The 24,238-nt window shown below is 24.1% G+C and carries 19 protein-coding genes and 3 tRNA genes; 12 read left to right on the top strand and 10 right to left on the bottom strand.

Features of this window, described 5'->3' with window-relative positions; translation table 11 throughout:
- Positions 1-5: 5 nt before the first annotated feature.
- Positions 6-90: transfer RNA gene (locus U0T64_01560), tRNA-Ser, on the bottom strand.
- 171 nt (positions 91-261) lie between these two features.
- On the opposite strand from U0T64_01560, the gene U0T64_01555 reads away from it, so the two are divergent.
- Positions 262-332: transfer RNA gene (locus U0T64_01555), tRNA-Cys, on the top strand.
- 32 nt (positions 333-364) lie between these two features.
- Positions 365-450, top strand: a tRNA-Leu gene (locus tag U0T64_01550).
- Positions 451-471: 21 nt separating this feature from the next.
- On the opposite strand, the gene U0T64_01545 is transcribed toward U0T64_01550, so the two are convergent.
- The gene (locus U0T64_01545) at positions 472-1,386 is read right to left on the bottom strand and encodes a methyltransferase (GenBank protein XBC41056.1); all 915 of its coding nucleotides are present in this window, start codon (positions 1,384-1,386) and stop codon (positions 472-474) included.
- Between the two features lie 398 nt (positions 1,387-1,784).
- Between U0T64_01545 and minC the strand changes: the two genes are divergently transcribed.
- Genes minC through minE form a run of 3 tightly spaced genes read left to right on the top strand, consistent with a single transcriptional unit; the run spans position 1,785 to position 3,574 of the window.
- Positions 1,785-2,486 carry a septum site-determining protein MinC gene (gene minC / locus U0T64_01540; GenBank protein ID XBC41055.1) on the top strand — a complete coding sequence of 234 codons (702 nt, stop codon included), beginning with the start codon at positions 1,785-1,787 and terminating at the stop codon, positions 2,484-2,486.
- Between the two features lie 21 nt (positions 2,487-2,507).
- Positions 2,508-3,320 carry a septum site-determining protein MinD gene (minD, locus tag U0T64_01535; protein ID XBC41054.1) on the top strand — a complete coding sequence of 271 codons (813 nt, stop codon included), beginning with the start codon at positions 2,508-2,510 and terminating at the stop codon, positions 3,318-3,320.
- 2 nt (positions 3,321-3,322) lie between these two features.
- Entirely contained in the window at positions 3,323-3,574 is a 252-nt protein-coding gene (gene minE, locus U0T64_01530; protein XBC41053.1) for a cell division topological specificity factor MinE, read from the top strand.
- 144 nt (positions 3,575-3,718) lie between these two features.
- On the opposite strand, the gene tsaB is transcribed toward minE, so the two are convergent.
- From tsaB to zwf, 4 genes are all read right to left on the bottom strand, one after another.
- Positions 3,719-4,372 carry a tRNA (adenosine(37)-N6)-threonylcarbamoyltransferase complex dimerization subunit type 1 TsaB gene (gene tsaB / locus U0T64_01525; protein XBC41052.1) on the bottom strand — a complete coding sequence of 218 codons (654 nt, stop codon included), beginning with the start codon at positions 4,370-4,372 and terminating at the stop codon, positions 3,719-3,721.
- A gap of 67 nt (positions 4,373-4,439) precedes the next feature.
- Entirely contained in the window at positions 4,440-6,011 is a 1,572-nt protein-coding gene (locus tag U0T64_01520) for a TerC family protein (protein ID XBC41051.1), read from the bottom strand.
- A 470-nt stretch (positions 6,012-6,481) separates the two neighbouring features.
- On the bottom strand, positions 6,482-7,360 hold the full coding sequence (gene htpX, locus U0T64_01515) for a protease HtpX (GenBank protein ID XBC41519.1): 879 nt from the start codon (positions 7,358-7,360) through the stop codon (positions 6,482-6,484).
- A gap of 393 nt (positions 7,361-7,753) precedes the next feature.
- Positions 7,754-9,217: a glucose-6-phosphate dehydrogenase gene (gene zwf / locus U0T64_01510; GenBank protein XBC41050.1), complete on the bottom strand. Its 1,464-nt coding sequence runs from the start codon at positions 9,215-9,217 to the stop codon at positions 7,754-7,756.
- A gap of 397 nt (positions 9,218-9,614) precedes the next feature.
- Between zwf and pyk the strand changes: the two genes are divergently transcribed.
- Positions 9,615-11,054 carry a pyruvate kinase gene (gene pyk, locus U0T64_01505; protein ID XBC41518.1) on the top strand — a complete coding sequence of 480 codons (1,440 nt, stop codon included), beginning with the start codon at positions 9,615-9,617 and terminating at the stop codon, positions 11,052-11,054.
- Between the two features lie 54 nt (positions 11,055-11,108).
- On the opposite strand, the gene U0T64_01500 is transcribed toward pyk, so the two are convergent.
- Positions 11,109-12,212 (bottom strand): peptidoglycan DD-metalloendopeptidase family protein, encoded by a 1,104-nt coding sequence (locus U0T64_01500; protein ID XBC41049.1) that lies wholly within the window; start codon positions 12,210-12,212, stop codon positions 11,109-11,111.
- A gap of 442 nt (positions 12,213-12,654) precedes the next feature.
- On the opposite strand from U0T64_01500, the gene znuC reads away from it, so the two are divergent.
- The gene (gene znuC, locus U0T64_01495; protein ID XBC41517.1) at positions 12,655-13,365 is read left to right on the top strand and encodes a zinc ABC transporter ATP-binding protein ZnuC; all 711 of its coding nucleotides are present in this window, start codon (positions 12,655-12,657) and stop codon (positions 13,363-13,365) included.
- A gap of 39 nt (positions 13,366-13,404) precedes the next feature.
- Positions 13,405-14,184, top strand: a complete 780-nt coding sequence (locus U0T64_01490) for an iron chelate uptake ABC transporter family permease subunit (GenBank protein XBC41048.1) — start codon at positions 13,405-13,407, stop codon at positions 14,182-14,184.
- 166 nt (positions 14,185-14,350) lie between these two features.
- On the opposite strand, the gene aspS is transcribed toward U0T64_01490, so the two are convergent.
- From aspS to trxB, 3 genes are all read right to left on the bottom strand, one after another.
- Positions 14,351-16,060: an aspartate--tRNA ligase gene (aspS, locus tag U0T64_01485; GenBank protein ID XBC41047.1), complete on the bottom strand. Its 1,710-nt coding sequence runs from the start codon at positions 16,058-16,060 to the stop codon at positions 14,351-14,353.
- Positions 16,061-16,109: 49 nt separating this feature from the next.
- Positions 16,110-16,328 carry a translation initiation factor IF-1 gene (gene infA / locus U0T64_01480; protein XBC41046.1) on the bottom strand — a complete coding sequence of 73 codons (219 nt, stop codon included), beginning with the start codon at positions 16,326-16,328 and terminating at the stop codon, positions 16,110-16,112.
- A 61-nt stretch (positions 16,329-16,389) separates the two neighbouring features.
- A complete protein-coding gene (gene trxB, locus U0T64_01475) occupies positions 16,390-17,370 on the bottom strand; it encodes a thioredoxin-disulfide reductase (GenBank protein ID XBC41045.1) in 981 nt (326 codons plus the stop codon).
- Between the two features lie 526 nt (positions 17,371-17,896).
- Between trxB and serS the strand changes: the two genes are divergently transcribed.
- The 4 genes from serS (at position 17,897) to rpsA (ending at position 24,159) form a co-directional block, all read left to right on the top strand.
- Complete coding sequence (serS, locus tag U0T64_01470; protein ID XBC41044.1) at positions 17,897-19,189, top strand: serine--tRNA ligase; 1,293 nt, start codon at positions 17,897-17,899, stop codon at positions 19,187-19,189.
- A gap of 81 nt (positions 19,190-19,270) precedes the next feature.
- Positions 19,271-20,365, top strand: a complete 1,095-nt coding sequence (serC, locus tag U0T64_01465; protein XBC41043.1) for a 3-phosphoserine/phosphohydroxythreonine transaminase — start codon at positions 19,271-19,273, stop codon at positions 20,363-20,365.
- Positions 20,366-20,448: 83 nt separating this feature from the next.
- Positions 20,449-21,729, top strand: a complete 1,281-nt coding sequence (gene aroA, locus U0T64_01460; GenBank protein XBC41042.1) for a 3-phosphoshikimate 1-carboxyvinyltransferase — start codon at positions 20,449-20,451, stop codon at positions 21,727-21,729.
- Between the two features lie 750 nt (positions 21,730-22,479).
- Positions 22,480-24,159 carry a 30S ribosomal protein S1 gene (gene rpsA, locus U0T64_01455; GenBank protein XBC41041.1) on the top strand — a complete coding sequence of 560 codons (1,680 nt, stop codon included), beginning with the start codon at positions 22,480-22,482 and terminating at the stop codon, positions 24,157-24,159.
- Positions 24,160-24,238: the final 79 nt, after the last annotated feature.

The raw sequence follows: 24,238 nt of genomic DNA, 5'->3' as shown, positions 1-24,238 counted from the left end.
ATTTCTGGAGGAAGAGGGATTCGAACTCTCGGATGATTTCTCATCGGCGGTTTTCAAGACCGCTGCCTTAAACCACTCGGCCATTCCTCCATTTCATAGTTTCATGAAACTGCAGTATATAATATTTTTTATATTTTTTAAAGAAATTCTTTTTATATTTATATTTCAACCATTGGAAAAATAAGTATTATATCGCATAACATTTTAATTAGTATCAAAATACTTGTAATTTTATATTAATTTTGATAGAGTAAAATTTCTGGCGCGTTGACAGATCGGTTATGTAGCGGATTGCAAATCCGTTTAACCCGGTTCGATTCCGGGATGCGCCTATAATGGTTTATATAAAAATTACTTTTAGTAAGCCCAGATGGTGAAATTGGTAAACACAAGGGACTTAAAATCCCTCGGCTATATAAAGCTTTGCGGGTTCGATTCCCGCTCTGGGTAGAACTTTTTATAAATCCATTTTTAATATTTTTTCCCTTGATAAACTCTAAAGTTATTTTTTTCTTTTAAGATTTTGTATTTCAGTTTAGTATCTTTAAAATATTTATCACAAAATATATTAGAACTTACTACTATTCTTATTTCTCCTTTTGATTTTAAATATTTTTCTGATTTTCTGATTATTTCACTCACATAATTTAAATTTATTTTTGAATTTTTATGTATAGGGGGGTTAGACATAATAAAATCAAATTTTTTACAAATATGTGAATAAACATTACTTGGAAAGATTTTTCCCTTTACATTGTTACATTTTAATGTTAATTCACTAGATTTTAAAGCTGCCATATTAGTATCTATTAAAAAAAATTTATTTTTTTTTGAATATTGAGCTAATGATACTGATAAAATTCCTGATCCACATCCTATGTCGAGTATATCTCCTGTTATTGATTTTTCAAAAGTTGATATTAATAATTTAGAACCTAGATCGATTTTTTTATAACTAAAAATTCCTGGAATAGTTTGTATTTTGATTTGATTCCAGTTTATGTTATGTATAAATTGATCAAGTTGAAAGTTAGGTTTTGAAATTATTTTTCCATAAAATAATAAACAGTGTTTTGCTGAATCTATTTTTTTTAATATTACCCATTTTTTTAACAAATTTTTGGCAGTATTTATGCCACTGTTTTTTTTTCCAACTAAAAAAAAATTTTTTTCTTTATTTAATTGAGAAAATATATGTTTTAAATGAAATATAGCTTCATATTTGCTGTTTGGCCAAAAATATAAAATAGCATCAGAATTATAAATTTTCTCTTTTTCTTCTAATAAAGAAAACTTTATTGTGTGTGATGTATTTTTTTTGAAATAAATCCAATTTGTGAAGTCTTGAGTATGTATAATTAGTTGTTTAAACGTATCTAAATACAATATGTTTGATATATTTCCTGATATAAAAATTTTTTTTTTAAAAATAAATTAATATTTCTGAACACTATTTTATTTGTATTTTTCATATTTTGCAATTATTCTAATTTAATTAAAAATGAAAATGTTTTTAAATATTAAATTTTATTTTAATATAATGTTATTTATAAAATATTTATATAAAATTTTTTAAAATTTTATATTTTATAAAAATAAAAATATTATAAAAAAATGGAACTTTAATACGATTTTTATTAAATAAAAAACAATTTTTTTATATAATATAATGATTTTTTAAATAATGTTTTTAACTTTTAATAAAATTTATTTTTTTAATATGGTTTAATAAGTTTAATTATTTAAAAAATCTAAAGATCTTTTATTAATATAGTGTCGAAAAAATGAAAAATGTTCCATTAGAATTAAAAGAAAATATTTTTAAAATATTAGTATTATATTTACATACTGATTCAATAGAATTAATAAATAAAGAATTAATAAAAAAAATTAATATGTCTCCCGAATTTTTAAAAAATTTACCAATATTAATTAATGTGAAAGATCTATCTAATGTAAAAAATTGGAATGATATAAGAAAAATAATTCTTTCTTATAGTTTCCGTATCCTAGGAGTGAGTGGTTGTAATAACAATATTTTAAAAAATATCATTATAAAATCTGGATTACCTATTATTTCAGAAGAAAAAAGATTAATTGATTCTATAAGTAAAAATAAATTAAAATATTCTCATATTTTTGATTTCAATGAATGGAAGAAAACTAAAATTATTACTATTCCTATCAGATCTGGTCAAAAAATTTATTCTATTAATTCTGATTTAATAATTATTAATAATGTTAATTCAGGAGCAGAAATTATAGCAGATGGTAATGTTCATATTTATGGAAACGTGAGAGGAAGAGTATTAGCAGGTGCTCAAGGAGATATTACACGGCAGATATTTTGTACAAAATTTTTTGCAGAATTAATTTCTATTGCAGGTAAATATTTATTAAGTGATCAATTTTCTCCTGATATTATAGGGAAAAGCGTAAGAATTTATATAAAAAATGAAAAATTAAACGTTTTGCAATTTAATTAAAAATAATTAAAGGACGAATTTATGGCTCGTATCATAACCGTAACGTCAGGTAAAGGAGGTGTAGGGAAAACTACTTCTAGTGCAGCTTTAGCAATAGGTTTTGCACAAAAAGGATACAAAACAATAGTCATTGATTTTGATATAGGATTACGAAATTTAGATTTAATTATGGGTTGTGAACGTAGAGTAGTATACGATATTATAAGTGTAATTAATGGAGATGCAAATTTAAATCAAGCATTAATTAAAGACAAAAGAACTGAGAATTTATTTATTCTTCCAGCATCTCAGACAAGAGATAAAAGTTCATTAACTAAGTTAGGTATTAACAATATTTTTTGTGAATTAGTTGATATGCAGTTTGATATTATTCTATGTGATTCTCCAGCTGGAATAGAATCTGGGGCAATTTTAGCGATATATTTTGCAGATGAAGCAATAATTACTACGAATCCGGAAATATCTTCTATAAGAGATTCAGATCGCATTTTAGGAATTATTTCTTCGAAGTCTAAACGTTCAGAAAATAAATGTGATCCTATCAAAGAACACTTATTATTAACTCGTTATGATCCTATTAGAGTTAGTCAGGGTGAAATGCTAAGCGTAAAAGATGTTGTAGATATTTTAAGAATACCATTAATTGGAGTTATTCCTGAAGATTCTTCTGTTTTAAAATCATCTAATCAAGGAAAGTCTGTAATTTTACATAAATATTCTAATGCAGGAAAAGCTTATTGTGATACTGTAAAACGATTATTAGGAAAAAGTACTCCATTTCGATTTATCAAGAAAGAAAGAAAAAGTTTTTTAAAACGGTTATTTGGGAGATAAATATGGCTCTAATAGACTTTTTTTTATCTCGGAAAAAGCATACTGCAAATATAGCAAAAGAAAGATTACAAATTATTGTTGCTGAGCGAAGAAAAAAAGATCATGAACCCAATTATTTACCTGAGTTAAAAGAAGAAATTTTGCGGGTAATTTGTAAATATGTAAAAATAGATCCTAAAATGATTTCAGTTCAATTAGATCATAAAGAGAAAGATATTTCGATTTTAGAATTAAATGTTATTATTCCTGACTGAAATAGAAAAAATAATTTATATAAAAAATGTTCATAATATCAATATTTGTTGATCCAGAATTTTTATTCTGGATAGATAAAAATAATTTTATGTTTGGTAGTTATGTAATTTAATGTTTTAAAAGAATTATATTAGAAATAGATACTAAAAATATCTTGGAAATATTTTATAAGATAAGCTACTTTTTTGATAACGTTTATTTGATAAATATAAAGTAATAATAAATTGAGCATTTGGAGAATAAATGTTGGAAAAAATAAGGTTTTTATAAATATTTTTAGAAATTAGTTTTGAATAATTTCCAATTATCGTCCATGATTTTTTTAAAGAAGATAACTTTTTTTGGACTTCCTTAATAGAAAGAATTTTTTTTGATTTTTTTTTGATCCAAAAATTTTCTTCTCTTTTAACATATTTTTCTAAATACATATCTTGATTATTTTTTTTTGAAATCATTAGGACTCGATTTTTATTTAGTGTTTTCCATACTTGTTCTGCCATAATTAATGGTGCTGGTAAAGTGACTATTGGAATATTTAATCCTAATGACAAACCTTGAGCTATAGCGATAGATGTTCTTATTCCTATGAAATTCCCCGGTCCTGTAGAAATAGCAATAATTTTTATTTCATGTAAATTAATAAAATTTATTTTTAATATATTTTTTATCATAGGAAGTATATATATAGTTTGATTTTGATTGCATTTTTTATTTTCATGATAAATGTTATTGTTATGTAGTAGTGAAATAGAGCAATCAAAATATGAAGAATGAAATGCTAGAATAGTTTTAGACATATTGATTTTTATCTTTTTAAAATATACTGTCATTTTGAAAATGTGATAATTATAAATTATATTTTCATTATTTAAGGGATTTTTCTTTTGTAATTCGAACTAAATTTACACGATATTGTGTTGCTTCTACAATATAAAATGTTAAAGGAGGAATATATATTGTTTCTCCTGGTAACGGTAATCTGCCTTTTTGAGAAATTAACAAGCCAGCTAAAGAAGCATAACTTTCTTCTTTTTCTTTAATTAAATTATTTACATTTAAACATTGTTGTAAAGAATGTAAATCTGTTCCACCTTTTACTAACCATCCATCTTTATCAAAAATAATATCAGGTGTTTCATCTGCATCTGGGAATTCTCCAGCAATTGCTTCCAGTACATCTAATGGAGTAATTAGACCCTGTACCACTCCAAACTCATTTGTAACAATAACTAAACTACCTTTAGATTTTCTTAATACTCCAATTAAGTTTATCGAATCAATAGTATCTGGTATGATTATTGGAGGAATCACAGAAGAAAATTTGATTGTATTAATTTTATTTTCTATTTCTACGAGTAGTTCTTTAGCGCGTACAACTCCTATTACTTCGTCTAATTGTCCTTTACAAATTGGAAATAAATTATGAGGAGTATCGAGTAATTGGGTACGAATTTTAGAAATTGGTTGTTGTATATCTACCCATGAAATTTCACTTCTAGGAGTCATAATACTTCGGATAGATCTAGCAGCTAACGTTAAGACACTATTTATCATATATTTTTCTTCTTCTTTGAATTCTTCTGTGTGAGAAGAAGACATACATATATTTTTTTTTTCTTTTCTATTTTTAATTAATATTTTATCAGGATTTTTAAATGGATCTCGAATCATAAGTCTTAATATTGCTTCTGCTGCTCTTTGTCGCATAGGTCTTCGGGATTGATGTCGAATAAAGTTACGGCGTGCAATTTGATTAAATAATTCTATAATAATAGAAAAACTAATAGCAGAATACAAATATCCTTTTGGTATAAAAAATCCAAGTGATTCTGATACTAAACCAATGCCTATCATCAAAAGAAAACTTAAACATAATACTACTACTGTTTGATGTGAATTTATAAATTTTACTAACGGTTTGGAAGCTAATACCATTAAAGCCATAGCTATAACTACTGCTATCATCATAATTGGTAAATTATTTATCATACCAACAGCGGTAATAATAGAATCTAATGAAAAAACAGCATCTAAAATAACAATTTGAATTATTACGGTCCAAAAACTAGCATAATTTTTATTGCTTTCATCTCTATGAATATTATTATCTAGCCTTTCATGTAGTTCTATGGTTGCTTTAAATAATAAAAATAATCCACCAATTAACAATATTAAATTTCTTCCTGAAAAAGAAAAATATGAATTTCTAATAATTATGGATTTTAATGTAATCATCCATGACATAAGAGAAAGTAAACTTAATCTCATAAAAAGGGCTAAACTCAAACCCATTAAACGAGCTTTATCTTGTCTATGTGGCGGTAATTTTTCTGATAAAATAGCTATGAATATTATATTGTCGATTCCTAATACTACTTCTAGTATAATTAGTGTTAATAGACCTGCCCAGATTGACGGATCTAAAAAAAATTCCATTAGAAACTCCGTAAAATAATAGGACAGAACAAAATTTATTTTTTTTAATAAGTAATTTATTATATCATTTTTTATATTATTTTAACAAAAACATTTCCTCTGTTTATTAATTAATTTTCATATTAATATTTATAGTTAAATTTTATTTAAGTAAAGAATATTTTTTATATAAAAAATCAAAGTTATATATATTAATATAATATAATATTACAAGTTAAAGTTCATTTTTTAAATATTTTTAAAAATTACATTATTTTAAGTATGTATGATATATAGTACATTTTACACTTAATAAGTTTAATTATATATTTTTTAAATTTTATAACATTTATAAATTTATTTTATTACAAGAATTTGAAAAATTGATAAAATACGAAATATTTTTTTAAAATTCGTAGATAACTTTTTTTATGAACAATAAAAATTTTTAATTAAATGAATGTATATCATTAATTTTTTAAAAATATTATTTACATATATTCTCTATTATACAAAGCATGAATGCGTTTTTCTAATGATGGATGAGACATAAATAAATTTAAAAAATGGTTAGATTTTCCATTAATACAAAATGCTATCATGTTACTAGGTTCTTGAGGTTCGTGACTTAATTTTAATTTTTCTAACGCAGCGATCATTTTATTTTTTCCTACTAATTTAGCAGATCCAGCATCAGCATAAAATTCGCGATGTCTAGAAAACCACATAGTAATTATACTAGCAAAAATACCGAAGATTAACTCTAAAACAGTTGAAGATATTATGTATGTCCAAGTATTTCCCCTTGAATAACTACTATCATTTTTTTCGCCTGATAGAAAAAATGAAACTATTTGAGCAACAATTCTAGATGCAAAAATCACAAAGGTATTTACTATTCCTTGTAATAATGTCATAGTAATCATATCTCCATTGGCTATATGAGTAATTTCATGAGCTATGACTGCTTCAGCTTCGCTTTTATTCATACTATCTAATAATCCCGTAGAAACAGCAACTAAGGCAGAATTACGTCTTGCTCCTGTAGCAAATGCATTTATATTTGGAGCATGATATATTGCTACTTCGGGTGTACATATACCTATTTTTCTAGATTGTTCTTCAACAGTGTTTATTAGCCAACTTTCAGTTTCATTATTAGGATAATGTATTATTTGTCCGTTTACAGATCGTAGTGCAATCCATTTTGACATTAATAATGATATTATAGAACCACTAAATCCAAATATTATAGACATAATTAGTAATCCTGTTATGCTTGCAGATTTAATTCCAGTAATACTTAAAATAAAGCCGAAAACACATATAACTGCTAAGTTAGTAAATAAAAAAAGAATTATGCGCATTATATTTTTCCCTTAAACTTTTTTACAATTTCTGTACAAATGTTATATATTATAGTTTATAATTTAAGTGTTTAATTAAAATATTTTATTTTTTAATACTTTAATTAAATTTGTAAATTTCTAAGATTTTAATATCTAATTGCTTTAATTTTATAAATTTAATTTTTTAGATTAATATATTTTAAAATAAAAATGTGTTTTTAGTAAAAAATATTTTACATGTATTTTTTAGTTGTTAATCAACAATGTGCATTCTATAGAAATGCGATTATATTTATGCAGTTTATAAAAGAACTTGTTTAATGCTGACAAATGCATAACATATTATTTAATTTCTTAATACATGTCTAATTTTTAATTTTACATTAATAAACAATTATTGCGAAATGTTATTTATCACTCATTCCAATTATATCCATCTTTTTTAAGCATATCATTAGAAGAAATAGGTCCCCATGTTCCAGAAGGATATAAAAATAGTGGTTGTTTTTTTAACTTTAAAGCATCAAATATTGAATCAATCCAATTCCAAGCTAATTCTACTTCATCTCGTCTTACAAATAAGGAATGATTTCCGCGTATACTTTCTAATAATAATCTTTCATATGCGTCAAATAACTTTAAGGATTTAAAATGTTTAGCATAATTAAAATTTAAATCAATTGTATTTAATTTATAGTTAAATTCTAATTCTGGAAATTTGTTTAAAATTTTAATGGTTATTCCTTCGTTTGGTTGTAAAAATATAATTATTTTATTTGTAGGTAAATTTGGATAATTTTTATTAAAGATGTTAGTAGAACTATGCTTAAAAGATATAACTATTTCTGAATGTTTTTTTAGCATTCTTTTCCCTGTTCGCAAATAAAATGGTACTCCAATCCATTGTTTATTATCGATATTTACTTTCATAGATACAAATGTTTCAGTATTGCTAGATGAATTTTTTCCTATATCCTCTAAATATGAAGATATTTTTTTTCCATTTATAACATTTGATGAATATTGACCCAATATTATTTTTTCTTGGATATTGGTATCTTTAAATGGACGTAATGCTTGCAAGATTTTTATCTTTTCGTCTTTAATGCTATTAGAACATAAATCAATAGGTTGAGACATCGTTATAGTAGTTAATATTTGTAACATGTGATTTTGTACCATATCTCTAATTTGACCTGCGTTGTCAAAATACTCGTTTCTTCCTTCAACTCCTATATCTTCAGAAATAGTTATTTGAACATGATCAATAAAATTATTATTCCAATTATAATAAAAAAGTGAATTAGAAAATCTAAAAGTTAACAAATTTAATATTGTTTCTTTTCCTAGATAGTGATCAATACGAAAAACTTGATTTTCTTTAAAATATTTACTAATGTCAGAATTTATTTTTTTAGATGTTTTCAACGAAGATCCTAAAGGTTTTTCTATTATGATTCTGGAAGGTTCAACATTTAAACGTGTTTTTTTTAATCCTTTGCAAATTGCACTAAATGTGTTTTGTGGCATTGCAAAATAATATATAATTAATTTGTTTATATCATGAAACATTTTTTTTAACTCAAAAAAATTATTGGTATTATTTACATCAAGATTACAAAATTCAAACCTAAAAGAAAATACTTTCCATATATCTTCTTCTATTTTTTCTTTCATAAATTTTTTTAATGATTGTCTAACGATTTTTAGATAATCCTTTTTGTCCCACTGAGCTCGTCCTACACCTATAATTCGCATATCTTTTGATAATTTTTTATTTTTTTCTAATTGATATAGAGAAGGTAATAATTTTCTGCAAGAGAGATCTCCTTTTGCACCAAATATAACCAAATCACATGTAGTATTTATATTGTTCATAATTATTTCCTTGTTATTTTAAGTTTTGAATATTTTAATTGACATTTTTAGTGTGATGCAATGTCTGTGATTGTAATTTTATTTAAAATAGTTTTTACGAAATAAAAAGATAATATATGAGATTTTTTAAATTTTTGTGGCATAGAATAAATGTAATTATTATTTATTTAGTACGTATAATAATGTATAGTAGCATTACATCAAATAAAAATAAAATTTCTTGATTTTATCTAAATAAAAATAATTTTTGAAATGATATATTTATCATTTAAAATTAATTTTTTATAACAGTGCATTTGAATCTAAACGTTATTGAAAAATAAAAAACTTTTTAAATACAAATTTGATTCAACATTTAATTTTAATAATTATATAAAATATTACAAATATGAAACGCATAAAAAATCAGTTTAAACGAACTAAAATTGTTGCTACTTTGGGCCCTTCTACAGATAATAATACTATTCTTGAGAATATGATAAAATCTGGTGTTAACGTTATTAGGTTAAATTTTTCTCATGGTACTCAAAAAGAACATGAGCTTCGAGCTAAAAATGCCAAAAATATTATGAAAAAACTAGGAGTATACATTGCGTTACTAGGTGATTTACAAGGTCCTAAAATTCGAATTTCAAAATTTGAAAAAAATAAAATTTTCCTTAATTTAAACGATACATTCATATTGGACGTTGATTTCGATAAAAATAAAGGAAATGAAAAACAAGTAGGAGTAGATTACAAAAAATTATCAAATGATGTTTCTGGAGGCGATATTTTATTGTTAGATGATGGAAGAATTCAATTAAAAGTAACAAATATAATAGGTAATAAAATATTTACTCAAGTAATTGTAGGAGGAATGTTATCTAATAATAAAGGAATTAACAAGTTAGGGGGAGGGTTGTCAGCTGATACATTAACCGAAAAAGATAAAAAAGATATAAAAATTGCTTCTAATATTGGAGTAGATTATTTAGCAATTTCTTTTCCTCGTTGCAGCGAAGATTTAAATCTTGCACGTAATTTGGCTTTGGAATCTGGAAGTTCAGCTAAAATAATTGCAAAAATAGAACGTGCTGAAGCAGTAGCTAATCAAAGTATCATAGACGATATTATATTAGCATCGGATGCTATTATGGTAGCTAGAGGAGATTTAGGTATAGAAATAGGAGATTCTGAATTAGTTGGAGTTCAAAAAATTTTGATTAGACGTGCTAGACAATTGAATAGGGTTGTTATAACAGCAACACAAATGATGGAATCCATGATTATTCATCCTATGCCTACTAGAGCAGAAGTTATGGATGTTGCTAATGCTGTTTTGGATGGTAGTGATGCTGTAATGTTATCAGCAGAAACAGCTTCTGGAAAATATCCGATCGAAACAATTCAAATGATGTCTAAAATTTGTACAGGAGCTGAAAAGATGCCAAGTATAAACGTATCTCGTCATCGATTAAATGATAAATTTTATGATATTGAAGAAGCAATTGCTATGTCAGCTATGTATACAGCTAATCATTTACAAGGAATTACAGCAATTATTACTATGACAAAATCAGGAAAAACCGCTTTAATGACGTCTAGAATTACTTCAGGACTTCCTATTTTTGCTTTGTCTTCTGAGATTAAAACTTTAAGACTTACATCGTTGTATCGTGGAGTTACTCCAATATTTTTTAATAGCAAAAATTCAGGTGTATCTGCCGCTAATGATGCAATTATTTTATTAAAAGAAAAAGGGTTTTTAAATGATGGAAATTTAGTAATTATTACGCAAGGAGATGTTATGGGAAAAATTGGAACAACTAATACTAGCAGAATCTTACAAGTATAATTAATTGTTTAGATAAAATATATTAGGTTTTTTATTTTTAATTTACAGTGTCTATTAAAGTTTTTTAAGAAAAGTAAATATTTTTTTTGAAAGTTGTAAATATGTTTTAAGATCTTTTTCCGACAATTTTTCTAAAATTATTAATTTTTCTGGATTGACAACTTTGTTCTTTTCCCATATTTCATAATGTAAATGTGGGCCTGTCGAATAGCCTGTATTTCCGGATAATCCAATTTTTTCACCTTTCTTTACTATATCTCCTACTTTTACTAATATTTTTTTCAAATGCATATATCTACTTGTATATTGAACGTTATGTTTGATGGTAATGTATTTTCCTGCAGCTATACTAGATTTAGTTTTTATAATTTCTCCATTTCCTATTGAAAGTATGGGAGTTCCTATTGGTACAGCTATATCTACACCTTGATGTGGGGAAATTTTTTTTGTTATTGGATTTAATCTATTTGGATTAAAATTTGAAGAAATTCGATATTTTTTTAAAACTGGAAATTTAAGAAATACTCCCATTAAGCTATATCCTTTTTGATCATAAAATTTTCCGTTTTTTGCTAATATTCCATAATAATTAATAGAGCTATTATATATTTTTAATCCTATAATTTTATTTTTATAAATTTTTTCGTCAAAAATATTCTTTTTAATTAGAATACTAAATTGGTTATAAAAGTTTAATTGATGGTAATGAATTTGATATTTGATAATACTTATTATATTTTTAATTTCATTTATATCTAATCCAGAATTTTTAGATTTTTTTATGAAATCAGTATTTAATTGTCCTTTAATACTTATGTATTCGCAATATTTTTGTGTTCCATGCATAAAAATATTTTTACTAATTAAATAATGTATATTGTTTTTTGATAATTTATAAAAATTTATATTTCTTTTTTTAAATATATTTGTTGAATATAGTGGTTTTAAAATTTTATTTAAAGAAAAAAAATTGTTTAAAAAGATAAAAGATGTATTATTTTTTTGAGAACATGGAAAATAATGTTCTTTTAAAAAAAATTTTTTTATAGATTTTTTATGAATTATATTTTTATAAACATCTTTTTTATTTTTTTTGACTGTATTTTCATATTTGTTTTTAGATTTAATTATGTTATTGTGTTTTGTATTACAATTCATAATTGTTACAAAGAAAATCATAATTGTTAAAAATTTTTTTAAATTTGTATATTTTTCTATAAAAATAAAAAAAATATTTTTAAGTTTATATAACACACTTTGTTTTTCCTATATTTATTATAAATTATAAACAAAAAATATTTTAATGAAGTGTTTTATTATATTTGTTTATTTATTTTTAAACTGTTTTTTATAAAGAAATTTAAATTTTAAATGTTTAAGAATGTGCAGTTTTTAAGTTTTTCGTTATCACTGATTTTTGTAATATTTTTAAAAATTTGTAATATTTTATTATTTTTTATTTTTTGTAAGAATTACACACATATATACATGAATAAATATCTTGTAGTTAAAAATAACTCTTATGATTTTTTATTTTAAATAAATAAGATTTTATGATAGCATATTAAACTGATAAATTTAATATTATTTTTTGATAAATATGTCTTTATTTGTTTCTGTAAAAAATGTCTCAGTTAAATTTAATAAAGTAAAAATTCTGTCTAATATCTCATTAGAATTAAAATCAAATTATATTTTGACGTTGATAGGGCCTAATGGAGCAGGAAAATCTACCTTAGTTAAGGTGATATTAAAATTATTGCGTCCTCATAAAGGAGAAGTACTATACAATAGTAGTTTCCGCATTGGATATATGCCTCAAAAACTAAGTTTTAATACGACTCTTCCTATAACTGTAAATAAATTTATGAATCTTTCTCAATGCAAAGAATATCCCTTAAAAATATTAGAACGTGTAAATGCTACTCATTTACAAAATGTTTTATTAAAAAATTTGTCTAGTGGAGAAATGCAAAAAATACTATTAGCTCGTGCGTTATTAAACAATCCTCAGTTACTAGTTTTAGATGAACCTACTCAAGGAATTGATGTATTAGGTCAAACTATTTTTTATAAATTAATCAATAACATAAAAAGGGAACTAAACTGTTCTATTTTAATTGTGTCACATAATTTAAACTTGGTTATGTTTAATACTGACGAAGTTATTTGTCTTAACAAACATATTTGTTGTTCAGGATCTCCAGAAGTGATATCTAAAAATTCTAAGTTTATTGCTATTTTTGGACACTTAGAAAAAAATAAATTAGCTTTATATCATCATAAACATAATCATTTTCATGATTTTTAAAATCGTATTAGACTTAATATCAAGAGAATATAATAAGATATGTGCGAATTAATTTTTTCTGGATGGTTAGCTGGTATGTTTTTGACTTTAATTTCTGGGCCTCTTGGATCGTTTATAATTTGGCGTCGTATGTCTTCATTTGGAGATACTTTGTCACATTCTTCACTGTTAGGTATTGCATTTTCTATTTTATTTAATATACATCCATTTTATATAGTTCTTTTAATAATTTTATGTTTTGGCATGTTTATACATTGGTTAGACGATAATTCGTCTTTGTCTTTAGATACTATTCTTGGAATTATCGGTTATAGTTCGTTATCTCTTGGAATGATAATTATGAGTATAGTATCTGATGTTAAAAAAGCACAATTTACGAATTATTTATTCGGGAATTTATTAGAAATAAATAATCATGATTTAATTCTTATATTTTGTATTTCTCTTTCTATTTTTATGATTTTATTAAAGTATTGGAATCTTATGCTTTTAGTCACTATTAATTCAGATCTTGCTAAAGTAGATGGAATTAACATTCAAAGAATCAATTTTATTTTAATTTTTTTAATTGCATTAACCATTAGTATTGCAATAAAATTTATAGGATCTTTAATTATTATATCATTATTACTAATTCCTTCAGCAACTGCACAAAGTTTTTCTTCTTCTCCTGAAATTATGGCTTTTTTTTCAATTTTAATAGGAATGATTTCGTTAACAGGTGGAGTAATATTTTCGATGTTATTTAATATTCCTATTAGTCCTTCTATTGCATTATTTTCAACTAGTATATTTTTAGTTGGATATATAATAAAATAAATTAATTTTTAAAATTATTTTTATAAAAGTATCTTTTAAATATGTTTTTAAAAAATTAAAAATACAAAGAACTTTATAATTTTTAATTTTAAATAATATGTGAAATAATTAATAAAATTTTTACATTTTTTATGAGTTTTTAAATTATTTAAGACTATTTTAATATTTAAATTATTAGTTCGTTGGGAGCTTCTGTTGTTAAACATGCAGCAGAAGTAGTTTTTGGAAAAGCAATTACATCTCTAATATTATTACTAAACGTTAATAACATAACTATTCTGTCTAGTCCTAACGCTATTCCAGCATGGGGTGGAGTTCCAAAACGCAACGCTTTTAAAAAAAAACCAAATTGTTTGTCTTGATCATTTTTACCAATTTTTAATATATCAAAAATAATTCTTTGGGTGTTTTCATCGTGAATTCTTTCAGATCCACTTCCTACTTCATATCCATTAATCACTAAATCGTATGAATGTGACAAACTATGATTTATTTTTTCTTTTGACATCAAATCGTCTATATTTTTAGGAGCAGTAAATGGATGATGCATAGAAATATAATTTTTCAATTCATCTTGAACAAATAATGGAAAATTAATAATCCATACTGGTTTCCAAATTTTTTTTTCTGTGATATTTAAATCATTTCCAATTTTTATTCTTAATTCACTCATAGCATGACTAACTTTATTTTTAGAATCTAAAAGCAAAAATATAATATCACCATTTTTTGCACAAGTTTTTTTGAATAATTCTTTTAAGTAATTTCTATGTGATGCATTTTTAACTAAGTTTTTTTGGTTTTGTGTATTTTTTACTTTAATAAAAAATAATTCTTTTTCACTGTAATTCTTAATAAATTTTTTATAATTATTTAATTGATTATTTTCTAAAATGGATCCCCCAGGAATACATAATGCAATTATTGTATCATTCTTCTCAAACTTAAATGTGGAAAATAAATCATTTTCTTTTATTTTTGAAATTTCAGTAACATTTGTAAGTTGCAATGGATTTCTTAAATCAGGTTTGTCAGTTCCGTATATTTGCATAGATTCATGAAAAGTTAAAACCGGAAAATCTCTTAAATCGATTTTTAATATTTTTTCCCACAAAAATTTTATTGATTTTTCAACAATTTTTCGTATTTTTTCCCCTTTCATAAATGAAGCTTCAATATCGATTTGTGTAAATTCTGGTTGTCGATCTGATCTAAGATCTTCGTCTCGAAAACATTTTGCAATTTGATAATATCTATCTATTCCAGAAATCATTAATAATTGTTTAAATAGTTGAGGAGATTGAGGTAAAGAATAAAATTTGTTTTTATGAATGCGACTAGGAACAATATAATCGCGAGCGCCTTCTGGTGTAGACCTCGTTAATAAAGGAGTTTCAATGTCTAAAAATTTATTTTTATTCATGAATAATCTAATGTAATTAGTAATTTTACTCCTTATTATCATATTCTGAGTCATTTTAAATCGTCTTAAATCTAAATAACGAAATTTTAATCGTAATTCATCTAAATTTTTATAGCTAAGATCTAACGGTAATGGCTGTGATATATTAAAAATATTTAATTCTAATGCTAAAACTTCTATTTCTCCAGTATTTAATTTGAGATTTTTATTATTATTATCTCGTTTTTTTACAATTCCTTTTATTTGAATACAATATTCATTTTTCAAATTAATTGCTTTTTTAAACAAATCCTTAGATGATTTATGAAAAAATACTTGTATTATACCTTCTCTATCTCTCATATCTAAAAATAACATTTTTCCAAAATTTCTAATTTTATTTACCCATCCACAGAGTACTACTATTTTGTTTATGTCTTTGATGTTTAATTCTCCGCAATATTTTGTACGCATATTATTAATCCTACATTTTAGAATATTTTAAAATTTCAACTTTAAAAAATTATCTACTTCTAAATATAATTCTTCCCTTACTTAAGTCATAAGGAGTTAATTCTAACGTTACTTTATCTCCTGTTAAAATTCGAATATAATTTTTTCGCATTTTTCCAGAAATATGCGCGATTACAACATGTTTATTATCTAATTCTACACGAAACATAGTATTAGGAAGTGTATCAATTACTGTTCCTTGCATTTCAATATTATTTTCTTTAACCATTTTTATTATCCTTTTAGACATTTAATATATAAGTTTACAAAATTTTTTAAATAGTTATGATTTAATGCTTATGAGATGAAGTGAAATTTTCTATTTTACCAAGGAATTTTTCTGCGTCTAATGCTGCCATACAACCACTAGAAGCTGCGGTAATTGCTTGTTTATAAGTATAATCTATAACATCTCCTGCTGCGAAAATACCAGGAATACTAGTTTGTGTAAAATTTCCATTCAAATTAGATTCAACCACTATATAATCATTTTTCATAGTAAGTTGATTTAAAAAAATTTTTGTATTTGGTTTATGCCCAATAGTTATAAATATTCCTGATACTTGTATTTTTTTGATTTTTTTGCAACATATAATATTAATTCCAGTTACACCTTTTTTATCTCCTAAAATATCATGTACTGTGCTTTCTTGATATAAAATAATACGATTATTTTTTGCTTTTTTTAGTAATCTTTCAACTAATATTTTTTCAGCACGAAAAGAATTTTTTCGATGAATTAAATATACCTTTTGTGCTATATTGGATAAGTATAATGCCGCTTCAATAGCAGAATTTCCTCCTCCAACAACAGCAACATTTTTATTTTTATAAAAAAATCCATCGCAAATAGCACATGTTGATACACCTTTTCCTTTAAACTTTTTTTCTGATAATAAACCTAAATATTTTTCTTGAGCTCCTGTAGCAATTATAATTGCATCAGAAGTATATTTTTTATGGGATTCACTCACTAATTCGAAAGGATTTTTTTTGAAGTTTACTTTTATAATTGCTTCAGAAATTATTGTAGTATTAAATAATTTTACATGATTTTCCATTCTATTCATTAATTTTATTCCAGATATTACTTGAGGATCTCCTGGCCAATTTTCAATTGAATTAGTGTTTATTAATTGTCCTCCCGGATTCGCTCCTGTAAATAATAAAGGCGAAAGATTAGCACGAGATGCATAAATAGCTGCGGTACATCCTGCTGGCCCAGATCCAATAATAATCAATTTTTTGTGTTGAACAACATTTTTATTCATTTTCAATTTTTAAGTTTTTATATGTGTATTATTTAATTATAAAAATTATTTTATCATACAAAAGAATTTTTATAATTAAATAATACGTTCTGTAATATTATTTTTTAATCAATAGGATTAGGGTTTTTTAATGAAGAACATAAAGATATTTTTAATAAGACTTTTTATTTTTTAATATACTACATTGTTTTACAATAAGAAAAATTTTAAAAATATTTTTTAAAAACATTACCTAAATATAATCTAAAATATTATATCAATTTACATTAATAAAAATGGAATATTTAAACACATAAAGTTGTGAAAACAATAGTTATAAAATTGTTTCTTATAAATAAGTTAAAATATTTTAAACAAATTATGTTTTGAGCAAATTTGAATATAAAAATAACAAACAAAATATTATATAAACAAAATGAAAAAGTTAATTAAAATATATATTATTTTTTATTTTAGTATTTTTGTTCTTGATTTATTATTAAAGTTAAATATAAATTTTTATAAAACTATAAAACTTATTCATAATATGTTAAATATTAAACTATTACGCAGCGACATTAATCGTATTTCTCAAAAATTAGAACAAAAAAGTTTCTTTTTAGATATAAAAAAATTTATTCATCTAGAAAAAAGAAGAAAATTTTTATTAAAAGAAACTGAAAATTTGCAATTCAAGCGAAATGTTATTTCAAACCTTGTAAGAGATCAACAAAAAAAAAATAAAAATTGTTCTAACTTAAAAAACGAATCACGTATGATTTCTGAAAAATTGTTGTTAGTGAAAAAAAAATTATACGATTTATTAAAAGATATCAATTTATTTTTAAGTCATATTCCTAATATTCCTGATAATTCTGTTCCTATTGGATATAATAGTAAAGACAATAAAGAAATAAGTAACTGGGGAACTATTCATAATTTTTCTTTTAAAACAAAAGATCACGTCGAATTAGGAAATCAACTTAACGGTTTTGATTGGAAATCTTCTGCTAAAATATCGGGTTCTAGATTTGCTGTAATGAAAGGAAACATTGCTTTATTACATCGTGCATTAGGGCAATTCATGATGGATATACATACTGTACAACATAAATATTTAGAAACTTATGTTCCATATTTAGTTTTTAAAGATAGTTTATATGGAACGGGGCAACTCCCGAAATTTAGTATGGATTTATTTTATACTCAAGATTTATCTCATACTACTAACAGTAGTAGTTATGTCCTCATACCCACAGCAGAAGTTCCCTTAACTAACTTATTTCGAAATTGTATTTTAGAAGAAAAACAATTACCTATAATGCTAGTTGCTAATACTCCTTGTTTTCGTGCAGAATCTTCTTCATATGGACGTGATACTAAAGGTTTGATTAGAATGCATCAATTTGAAAAAGTTGAAATTGTTCAAATAGTTCATCCTAATAGTTCTATGGAAAAATTAGAAGAACTAACTTCTCATGCAGAAAAAATTTTAATGTTATTAGAATTACCATATAGAAAGGTATTATTATGTTCAGGTGATACAAGTTTTTCTTCTGCTAAAACTTATGATTTAGAAGTATGGTTTCCATCAAAAAATTCTTATTGTGAAGTATCATCTTGTTCGAATATGTTAGATTTTCAATCACGTCGTATACAAGCTAAATTTCGATCAAAATCGGATCATAGAAATTATTTCATACATACAATTAATGGATCAGGATTGGCAATTGGACGAACGTTAGCTTCAATTTTAGAAAATTATCAACAATCTGATGGGCGAGTCAAGATACCTAAAATTTTACGAGATAATTATATGAGAGGTTTAAAATTCTTATAAAATAATCTTTTAAAAATTAATATTTGTATTTCAATTCGATTAATTAAATATTAACTTTTTTGCAGAGATTGATAAAAATATATGGAAAAAAATACAGTTTATAACTTTAGTGCAGGTCCTTCCATGTTGCCAAAAGAAGTATTAAAAGTAATACAATTAGAATTCGGAAATTGGAAACATCATGGAAAATCAATAATAGAAATTAGCCATAGATCTAAAGAATTTTTGTTAATTTTAGAAAGATTAGAATTTAATCTGCGCAATTTATTAAATATTCCAAAACATTATCAAGTATTGTTTTGCCATGGCGGGGCGAGAGGACAATTTTCTGCTATTCCAATGAATCTGCTAGGAAATAATAAATATGCAGATTATGCTCATAGTGGATATTGGTCATATAAAGCATTAGAAGAAAGTAAAAAATATTGCGTTCCTAACATTATTAATATAAAAAACAAGATAAATTGCAAAGATTACATTTTTCCTATGAATGATTGGGAAATCAATTCTAAAAACGCATATCTTCATTATTGTCCTAATGAAACTATTGAAGGCATTGCTATACATGAAGAACCAAATTTTAATGATAATATTATTGTAGTAGGAGATTTTTCATCGACTCTATTTTCTCGAGTTATAAATATTGAAAAATATGGTGTTATTTATGCTAGTGCACAAAAAAATATAGGTCCATCTGGAGTTACTATAGTTATAATACATCAAGACTTATTAGGAAAATCTAAAGATATATGTCCTTCTATTTTAAATTATACAACAATGTCTCAAAACAATTCTATGTTTAATACACCCACTACATTTTCTTTATATGTGTCAGATTTAGTTTTAAAATGGATAAAAAAATTAGGTGGGTTAAAAACAATGGAAAAATTAAATAAAAAAAAGGCAATGTTATTATATAACATGATAGATAGTACTAATTTTTATATTAATAATATTTCCAATCGTAATCGTTCTTATATGAATGTTGTATTTAAGATTAGAGATGAACATCTTCATTCACTATTTTTAGAAAAATCTTATAATTTTGGATTGCATTTTTTGAAAGGCCATAGTGCTATTGGAGGTTTACGTGCATCTATTTACAATTCTATGCCTGTAGCGGGTGTAAATAAATTAATAAAATTTATGAAAATTTTTGAGGAAAAATATAAATAAACTATATTTTATACAATAAATATTATTAAATTTTAAATTATACTATTAAGTTTATTTGAACAATTATTTTAGAGAAATTAATAATGGAAAAAACTTTAACATTAGATCCAATTTCATTGGTTGATGGAACAGTACAATTGCCGGGTTCAAAAAGTATTTCTAATAGGGTATTATTGTTATCTTCTATGTCAGATGGAATTACCAATATACATAATTTATTGTTCAGTGACGATACTAAATATATGTTAAATGCATTAAAAATTTTTGGTATAAATTTTGTTTTATCTAAAAACAATACTGTGTGTGAAATTCAAGGAAGATCTGACCCATTGTATGCAAACAAAGAAATTTCTCTTTTTTTAGGAAATGCTGGAACAGCTGTAAGATTTTTGACAGCAGTATTATCTCTAAATAATAATAATGTATTATTAACTGGTGATTCTCAAATGAAAAAGAGACCTATAAAACATTTAGTTGATGCGTTAAAACAAGGAGGAGCAAATATTCAATATTCCGCAGTTAAAAATTATCTTCCAATTTATATACGAGGAGGATTTTCCGGAGGAGAAATAACTGTTGATGGATCTATTTCTAGCCAATTTTTAACAGCTTTACTGATTGCATCTCCATTAGCTAAATTAGATTCTAAAATAACAATAAAAGGAAAATTAGTTTCTCAACCTTATATCGACATGACTCTTAAATTGATCAAAAAATTTAAAGTAAATATTATAAATGATTCTTATAATTTCTTTTATATTAAAGGAAATCAAAGATATCAATCCCCAGGTAATTATTTGATTGAAGGAGATGCATCATCTGCTTCTTATTTTCTTGCATCAGCCGCAATTAAAGGGGGATCAGTATGTGTTACAGGAGTTGGTTCAAACAGTATTCAAGGAGATACAGAATTTTCAAAAGTACTTAAAAAAATGGGAGCATTCGTTACTGTAGGAAAAAATTTTATTTATTGTAGAAAAGGAACATTACGTGGTATTGACTTAGATTTGAATCGTATTCCGGATGCTGCAATGACTATTGCTATAGTAGCTTTATTTTCTAAAGGAGATACTGTTATAAAAAACATTTATAATTGGAGAGTGAAAGAAACTGATAGATTATCAGCAATGTCTATAGAACTAAAAAAAATAGGTGCTAAAATACAAGAGGGGAATGATTATATTCATATTTCTCCTCCAAAAAAATTTTGTTATGCTAGAATTAATACTTATAATGATCATAGGATGGCTATGTGTTTTTCTTTAATAGCGTTATCTAACGTCAAGGTTACTTTATTAAATCCTGATTGTGTGAATAAAACATTTCCAAATTATTTCGATGAGTTGAAATTTATTAGTTTTTAAAATACTATTTTTTTTATTAATATTTTTATTCGTGTAAAAATATATTTGTGTATTATATTAGATAAATTTATTGTAATCTGTTAAAAATAAATTATTTAAGAAATAATTATAAGAAAATTTAAATTAATATATTTTAAAGCTTTTTATAAAAATTTGTAATTAATATTATTTATATAAATTTAAAAACTTAGGAATAACATAATATAAAAAATTTTTAAATAAAACATTTGAAATTGTATCTAAAAACTTTAAATTAAATATTCTTAAAAATAATAATTTAAAGAATTTGTAACTTTTAAAATTATAGACTATAAAATACATATCAAACTTATGTGAATTAATAATATTTTAATAATACAAATATATAAAATATAATTTGTAATATTTACACTAAATTGTTAAAGAGACAAAAATTTTTTTAATAGTTTATGCTACATTTTTTAACTAAAATTAAATATCTCTTAAATTTTTGCAAAGAAAAAATCAATTTGTAACACTACTTTAAACAGAAAAAATATAGTTTTTATAATAATGATGATTGTGTCTTATTTTTATTTTTTATGTTATTTTAGGTTTAATTAAACCTTGTAAAAAAATAATATATATATAGAATTACATAAAAATTTAGAAATTTCCAAGTATTGAACATTTAACTCGAGCTATAATAATGAATATTATGGGACATATAAAAAACATTGTTTTACATGATGTAAAAATAGATGTTTCTAACTATAATTTAAGATTATTAATATGAATGAATCGTTTTCTCAACTATTTGAAGAATCTTTAAAAAAAATTAACACGAAACTTGGATCTATTATTCAAGGTGTTGTAATTTCTATAAAAAAAGATACAGTGTTAGTTGATGCCGGATTAAAATCTGAATCCAATATTCCTATAGAACAATTTAAGAATTCTAAAGGAAATATAGAAATACAAATAGGAGATAAAGTAGATGTAGCATTAGATGCTATTGAAGATGGATTTGGAGAAACCATATTATCCCGTGAAAAAGCTAAACGACATGAAGCATGGTTATTATTAGAAGAATCGTATAAAGATTCTAAAACAGTAATAGGAATAATAAATGGAAAAGTAAAAGGGGGTTTTACAGTAGAATTAAATGAAATTCGAGCATTTTTACCTGGATCATTAGTGGATATTCGTCCTATTAGAGAAACTGCTCATTTAGAAGGAAAAGAATTAGAATTTAAAGTTATTAAATTAGATAAAAAACGCAATAATGTAGTTGTATCACGTCGAGCAGTTATAGAGTCAGAATATAATATTGAGCGTAATTTATTATTAAAAAGTTTACAAGAAGGTATGCAAGCGAAAGGAATTGTAAAAAATCTTACTGATTATGGAGCATTTGTAGATTTAGGAGGAGTGGATGGATTATTACACATTACTGATATGGCATGGAAAAGAGTAAAACATCCCAGCGAAATAGTCAATATAGGAGATGAAATTATAGTTAAAATATTGAAATTCGATAGAGAAAAAACAAGAGTATCATTAGGATTAAAACAATTAGGAGATGATCCATGGAAAGAGATTTCGAAAAAATATCCGGAAGGCTTTAAATTAAAAGGAAGAGTAACTAATTTAACTGATTATGGATGTTTTGTTGAAATTGAAGAAGGAATAGAAGGTTTAGTGCATGTTTCAGAAATGGATTGGACTAATAAAAACGTTCATCCATCAAAAGTAGTGAATGTTAATGCTATAATTGAAGTGATGGTATTAGATATTGATGAAGAAAAAAGACGAATTTCTTTAGGAATAAAACAATGCAAAATTAATCCATGGAAAGAATTTTCGAAAGAAAATAGCAAAGGGAAAATAGTACAAGGAAAAATAAAATCTATTACCGATTTTGGAATTTTTATAGGACTTCATGGAGGAATTGATGGATTAGTTCATTTGTCCGATATATCCTGGATTGTATCAGGAAATGAAGCAGTTAAAAAATATAAAAAAGGTGATGAAATTTCGGCAAAAGTATTACAGGTAGATTCTGAAAGAGAACGCATTTCTTTAGGAATTAAACAATTAGAAGAAGATCCATTTGTCAAATATGTTTCTAATTACAAAAAAGGGAACGTAGTTTCTGGAATTGTCAAAAAAATTAGTAACGAAATGATTACTGTTCGTTTATCTGAGTTTGTTGAAGGATATATTAAACTTGCAGAGCTTTCTAATAATGCACAATTTAATAGCGATTTAATTTCATCGCATTTTGTATGTGGGACAAAAATAAATATAAAATTGAATAATATAGATAGAAAAAATAGAATAATTAGTTTATCTTCTATATTACCTGAATTTTCAAAAAAAATAGAAATTGTAGATCCAAAAAATCAAGAGACAAATGATAAAAATTTTTCAAATGCTATGACTGAGGCATTTAAAGCTGCTAAAACGTAAAATATTTCGTTGAAATCAAAAAAAATAAAAGTATTATCTTAACTTTTTTAAAAAAAAATAAAAATTTAATTTTATCAAT

The sequence above is a fragment of the Buchnera aphidicola (Nurudea yanoniella) genome (assembly GCA_039829995.1).
Classification (GTDB): domain Bacteria; phylum Pseudomonadota; class Gammaproteobacteria; order Enterobacterales; family Enterobacteriaceae; genus Buchnera_B; species Buchnera_B aphidicola_AV.
The sequence above is the reverse complement of the archived record's forward strand: the minus strand, read 5'-3'. Positions and strand labels throughout refer to the sequence as shown.

What these genes read in the sequence shown, in the direction of transcription:
- minC (XBC41055.1), top strand. Translation starts at nt 1,785, where the DNA reads ATGAAAAATGTTCCATTAGAATTAAAAGAAAATATTTTTAAAATATTA.
- minD (XBC41054.1), top strand. Translation starts at nt 2,508, where the DNA reads ATGGCTCGTATCATAACCGTAACGTCAGGTAAAGGAGGTGTAGGGAAA.
- minE (XBC41053.1), top strand. Translation starts at nt 3,323, where the DNA reads ATGGCTCTAATAGACTTTTTTTTATCTCGGAAAAAGCATACTGCAAAT.
- tsaB (XBC41052.1), bottom strand. Translation starts at nt 4,372, where the DNA reads ATGTCTAAAACTATTCTAGCATTTCATTCTTCATATTTTGATTGCTCT.
- U0T64_01520 (XBC41051.1), bottom strand. Translation starts at nt 6,011, where the DNA reads ATGGAATTTTTTTTAGATCCGTCAATCTGGGCAGGTCTATTAACACTA.
- zwf (XBC41050.1), bottom strand. Translation starts at nt 9,217, where the DNA reads ATGAACAATATAAATACTACATGTGATTTGGTTATATTTGGTGCAAAA.
- U0T64_01500 (XBC41049.1), bottom strand. Translation starts at nt 12,212, where the DNA reads ATGAATTGTAATACAAAACACAATAACATAATTAAATCTAAAAACAAA.
- znuC (XBC41517.1), top strand. Translation starts at nt 12,655, where the DNA reads ATGTCTTTATTTGTTTCTGTAAAAAATGTCTCAGTTAAATTTAATAAA.
- U0T64_01490 (XBC41048.1), top strand. Translation starts at nt 13,405, where the DNA reads ATGTGCGAATTAATTTTTTCTGGATGGTTAGCTGGTATGTTTTTGACT.
- aspS (XBC41047.1), bottom strand. Translation starts at nt 16,060, where the DNA reads ATGCGTACAAAATATTGCGGAGAATTAAACATCAAAGACATAAACAAA.
- infA (XBC41046.1), bottom strand. Translation starts at nt 16,328, where the DNA reads ATGGTTAAAGAAAATAATATTGAAATGCAAGGAACAGTAATTGATACA.
- trxB (XBC41045.1), bottom strand. Translation starts at nt 17,370, where the DNA reads ATGAATAAAAATGTTGTTCAACACAAAAAATTGATTATTATTGGATCT.
- serS (XBC41044.1), top strand. Translation starts at nt 17,897, where the DNA reads ATGTTAAATATTAAACTATTACGCAGCGACATTAATCGTATTTCTCAA.
- serC (XBC41043.1), top strand. Translation starts at nt 19,271, where the DNA reads ATGGAAAAAAATACAGTTTATAACTTTAGTGCAGGTCCTTCCATGTTG.
- aroA (XBC41042.1), top strand. Translation starts at nt 20,449, where the DNA reads ATGGAAAAAACTTTAACATTAGATCCAATTTCATTGGTTGATGGAACA.
- rpsA (XBC41041.1), top strand. Translation starts at nt 22,480, where the DNA reads ATGAATGAATCGTTTTCTCAACTATTTGAAGAATCTTTAAAAAAAATT.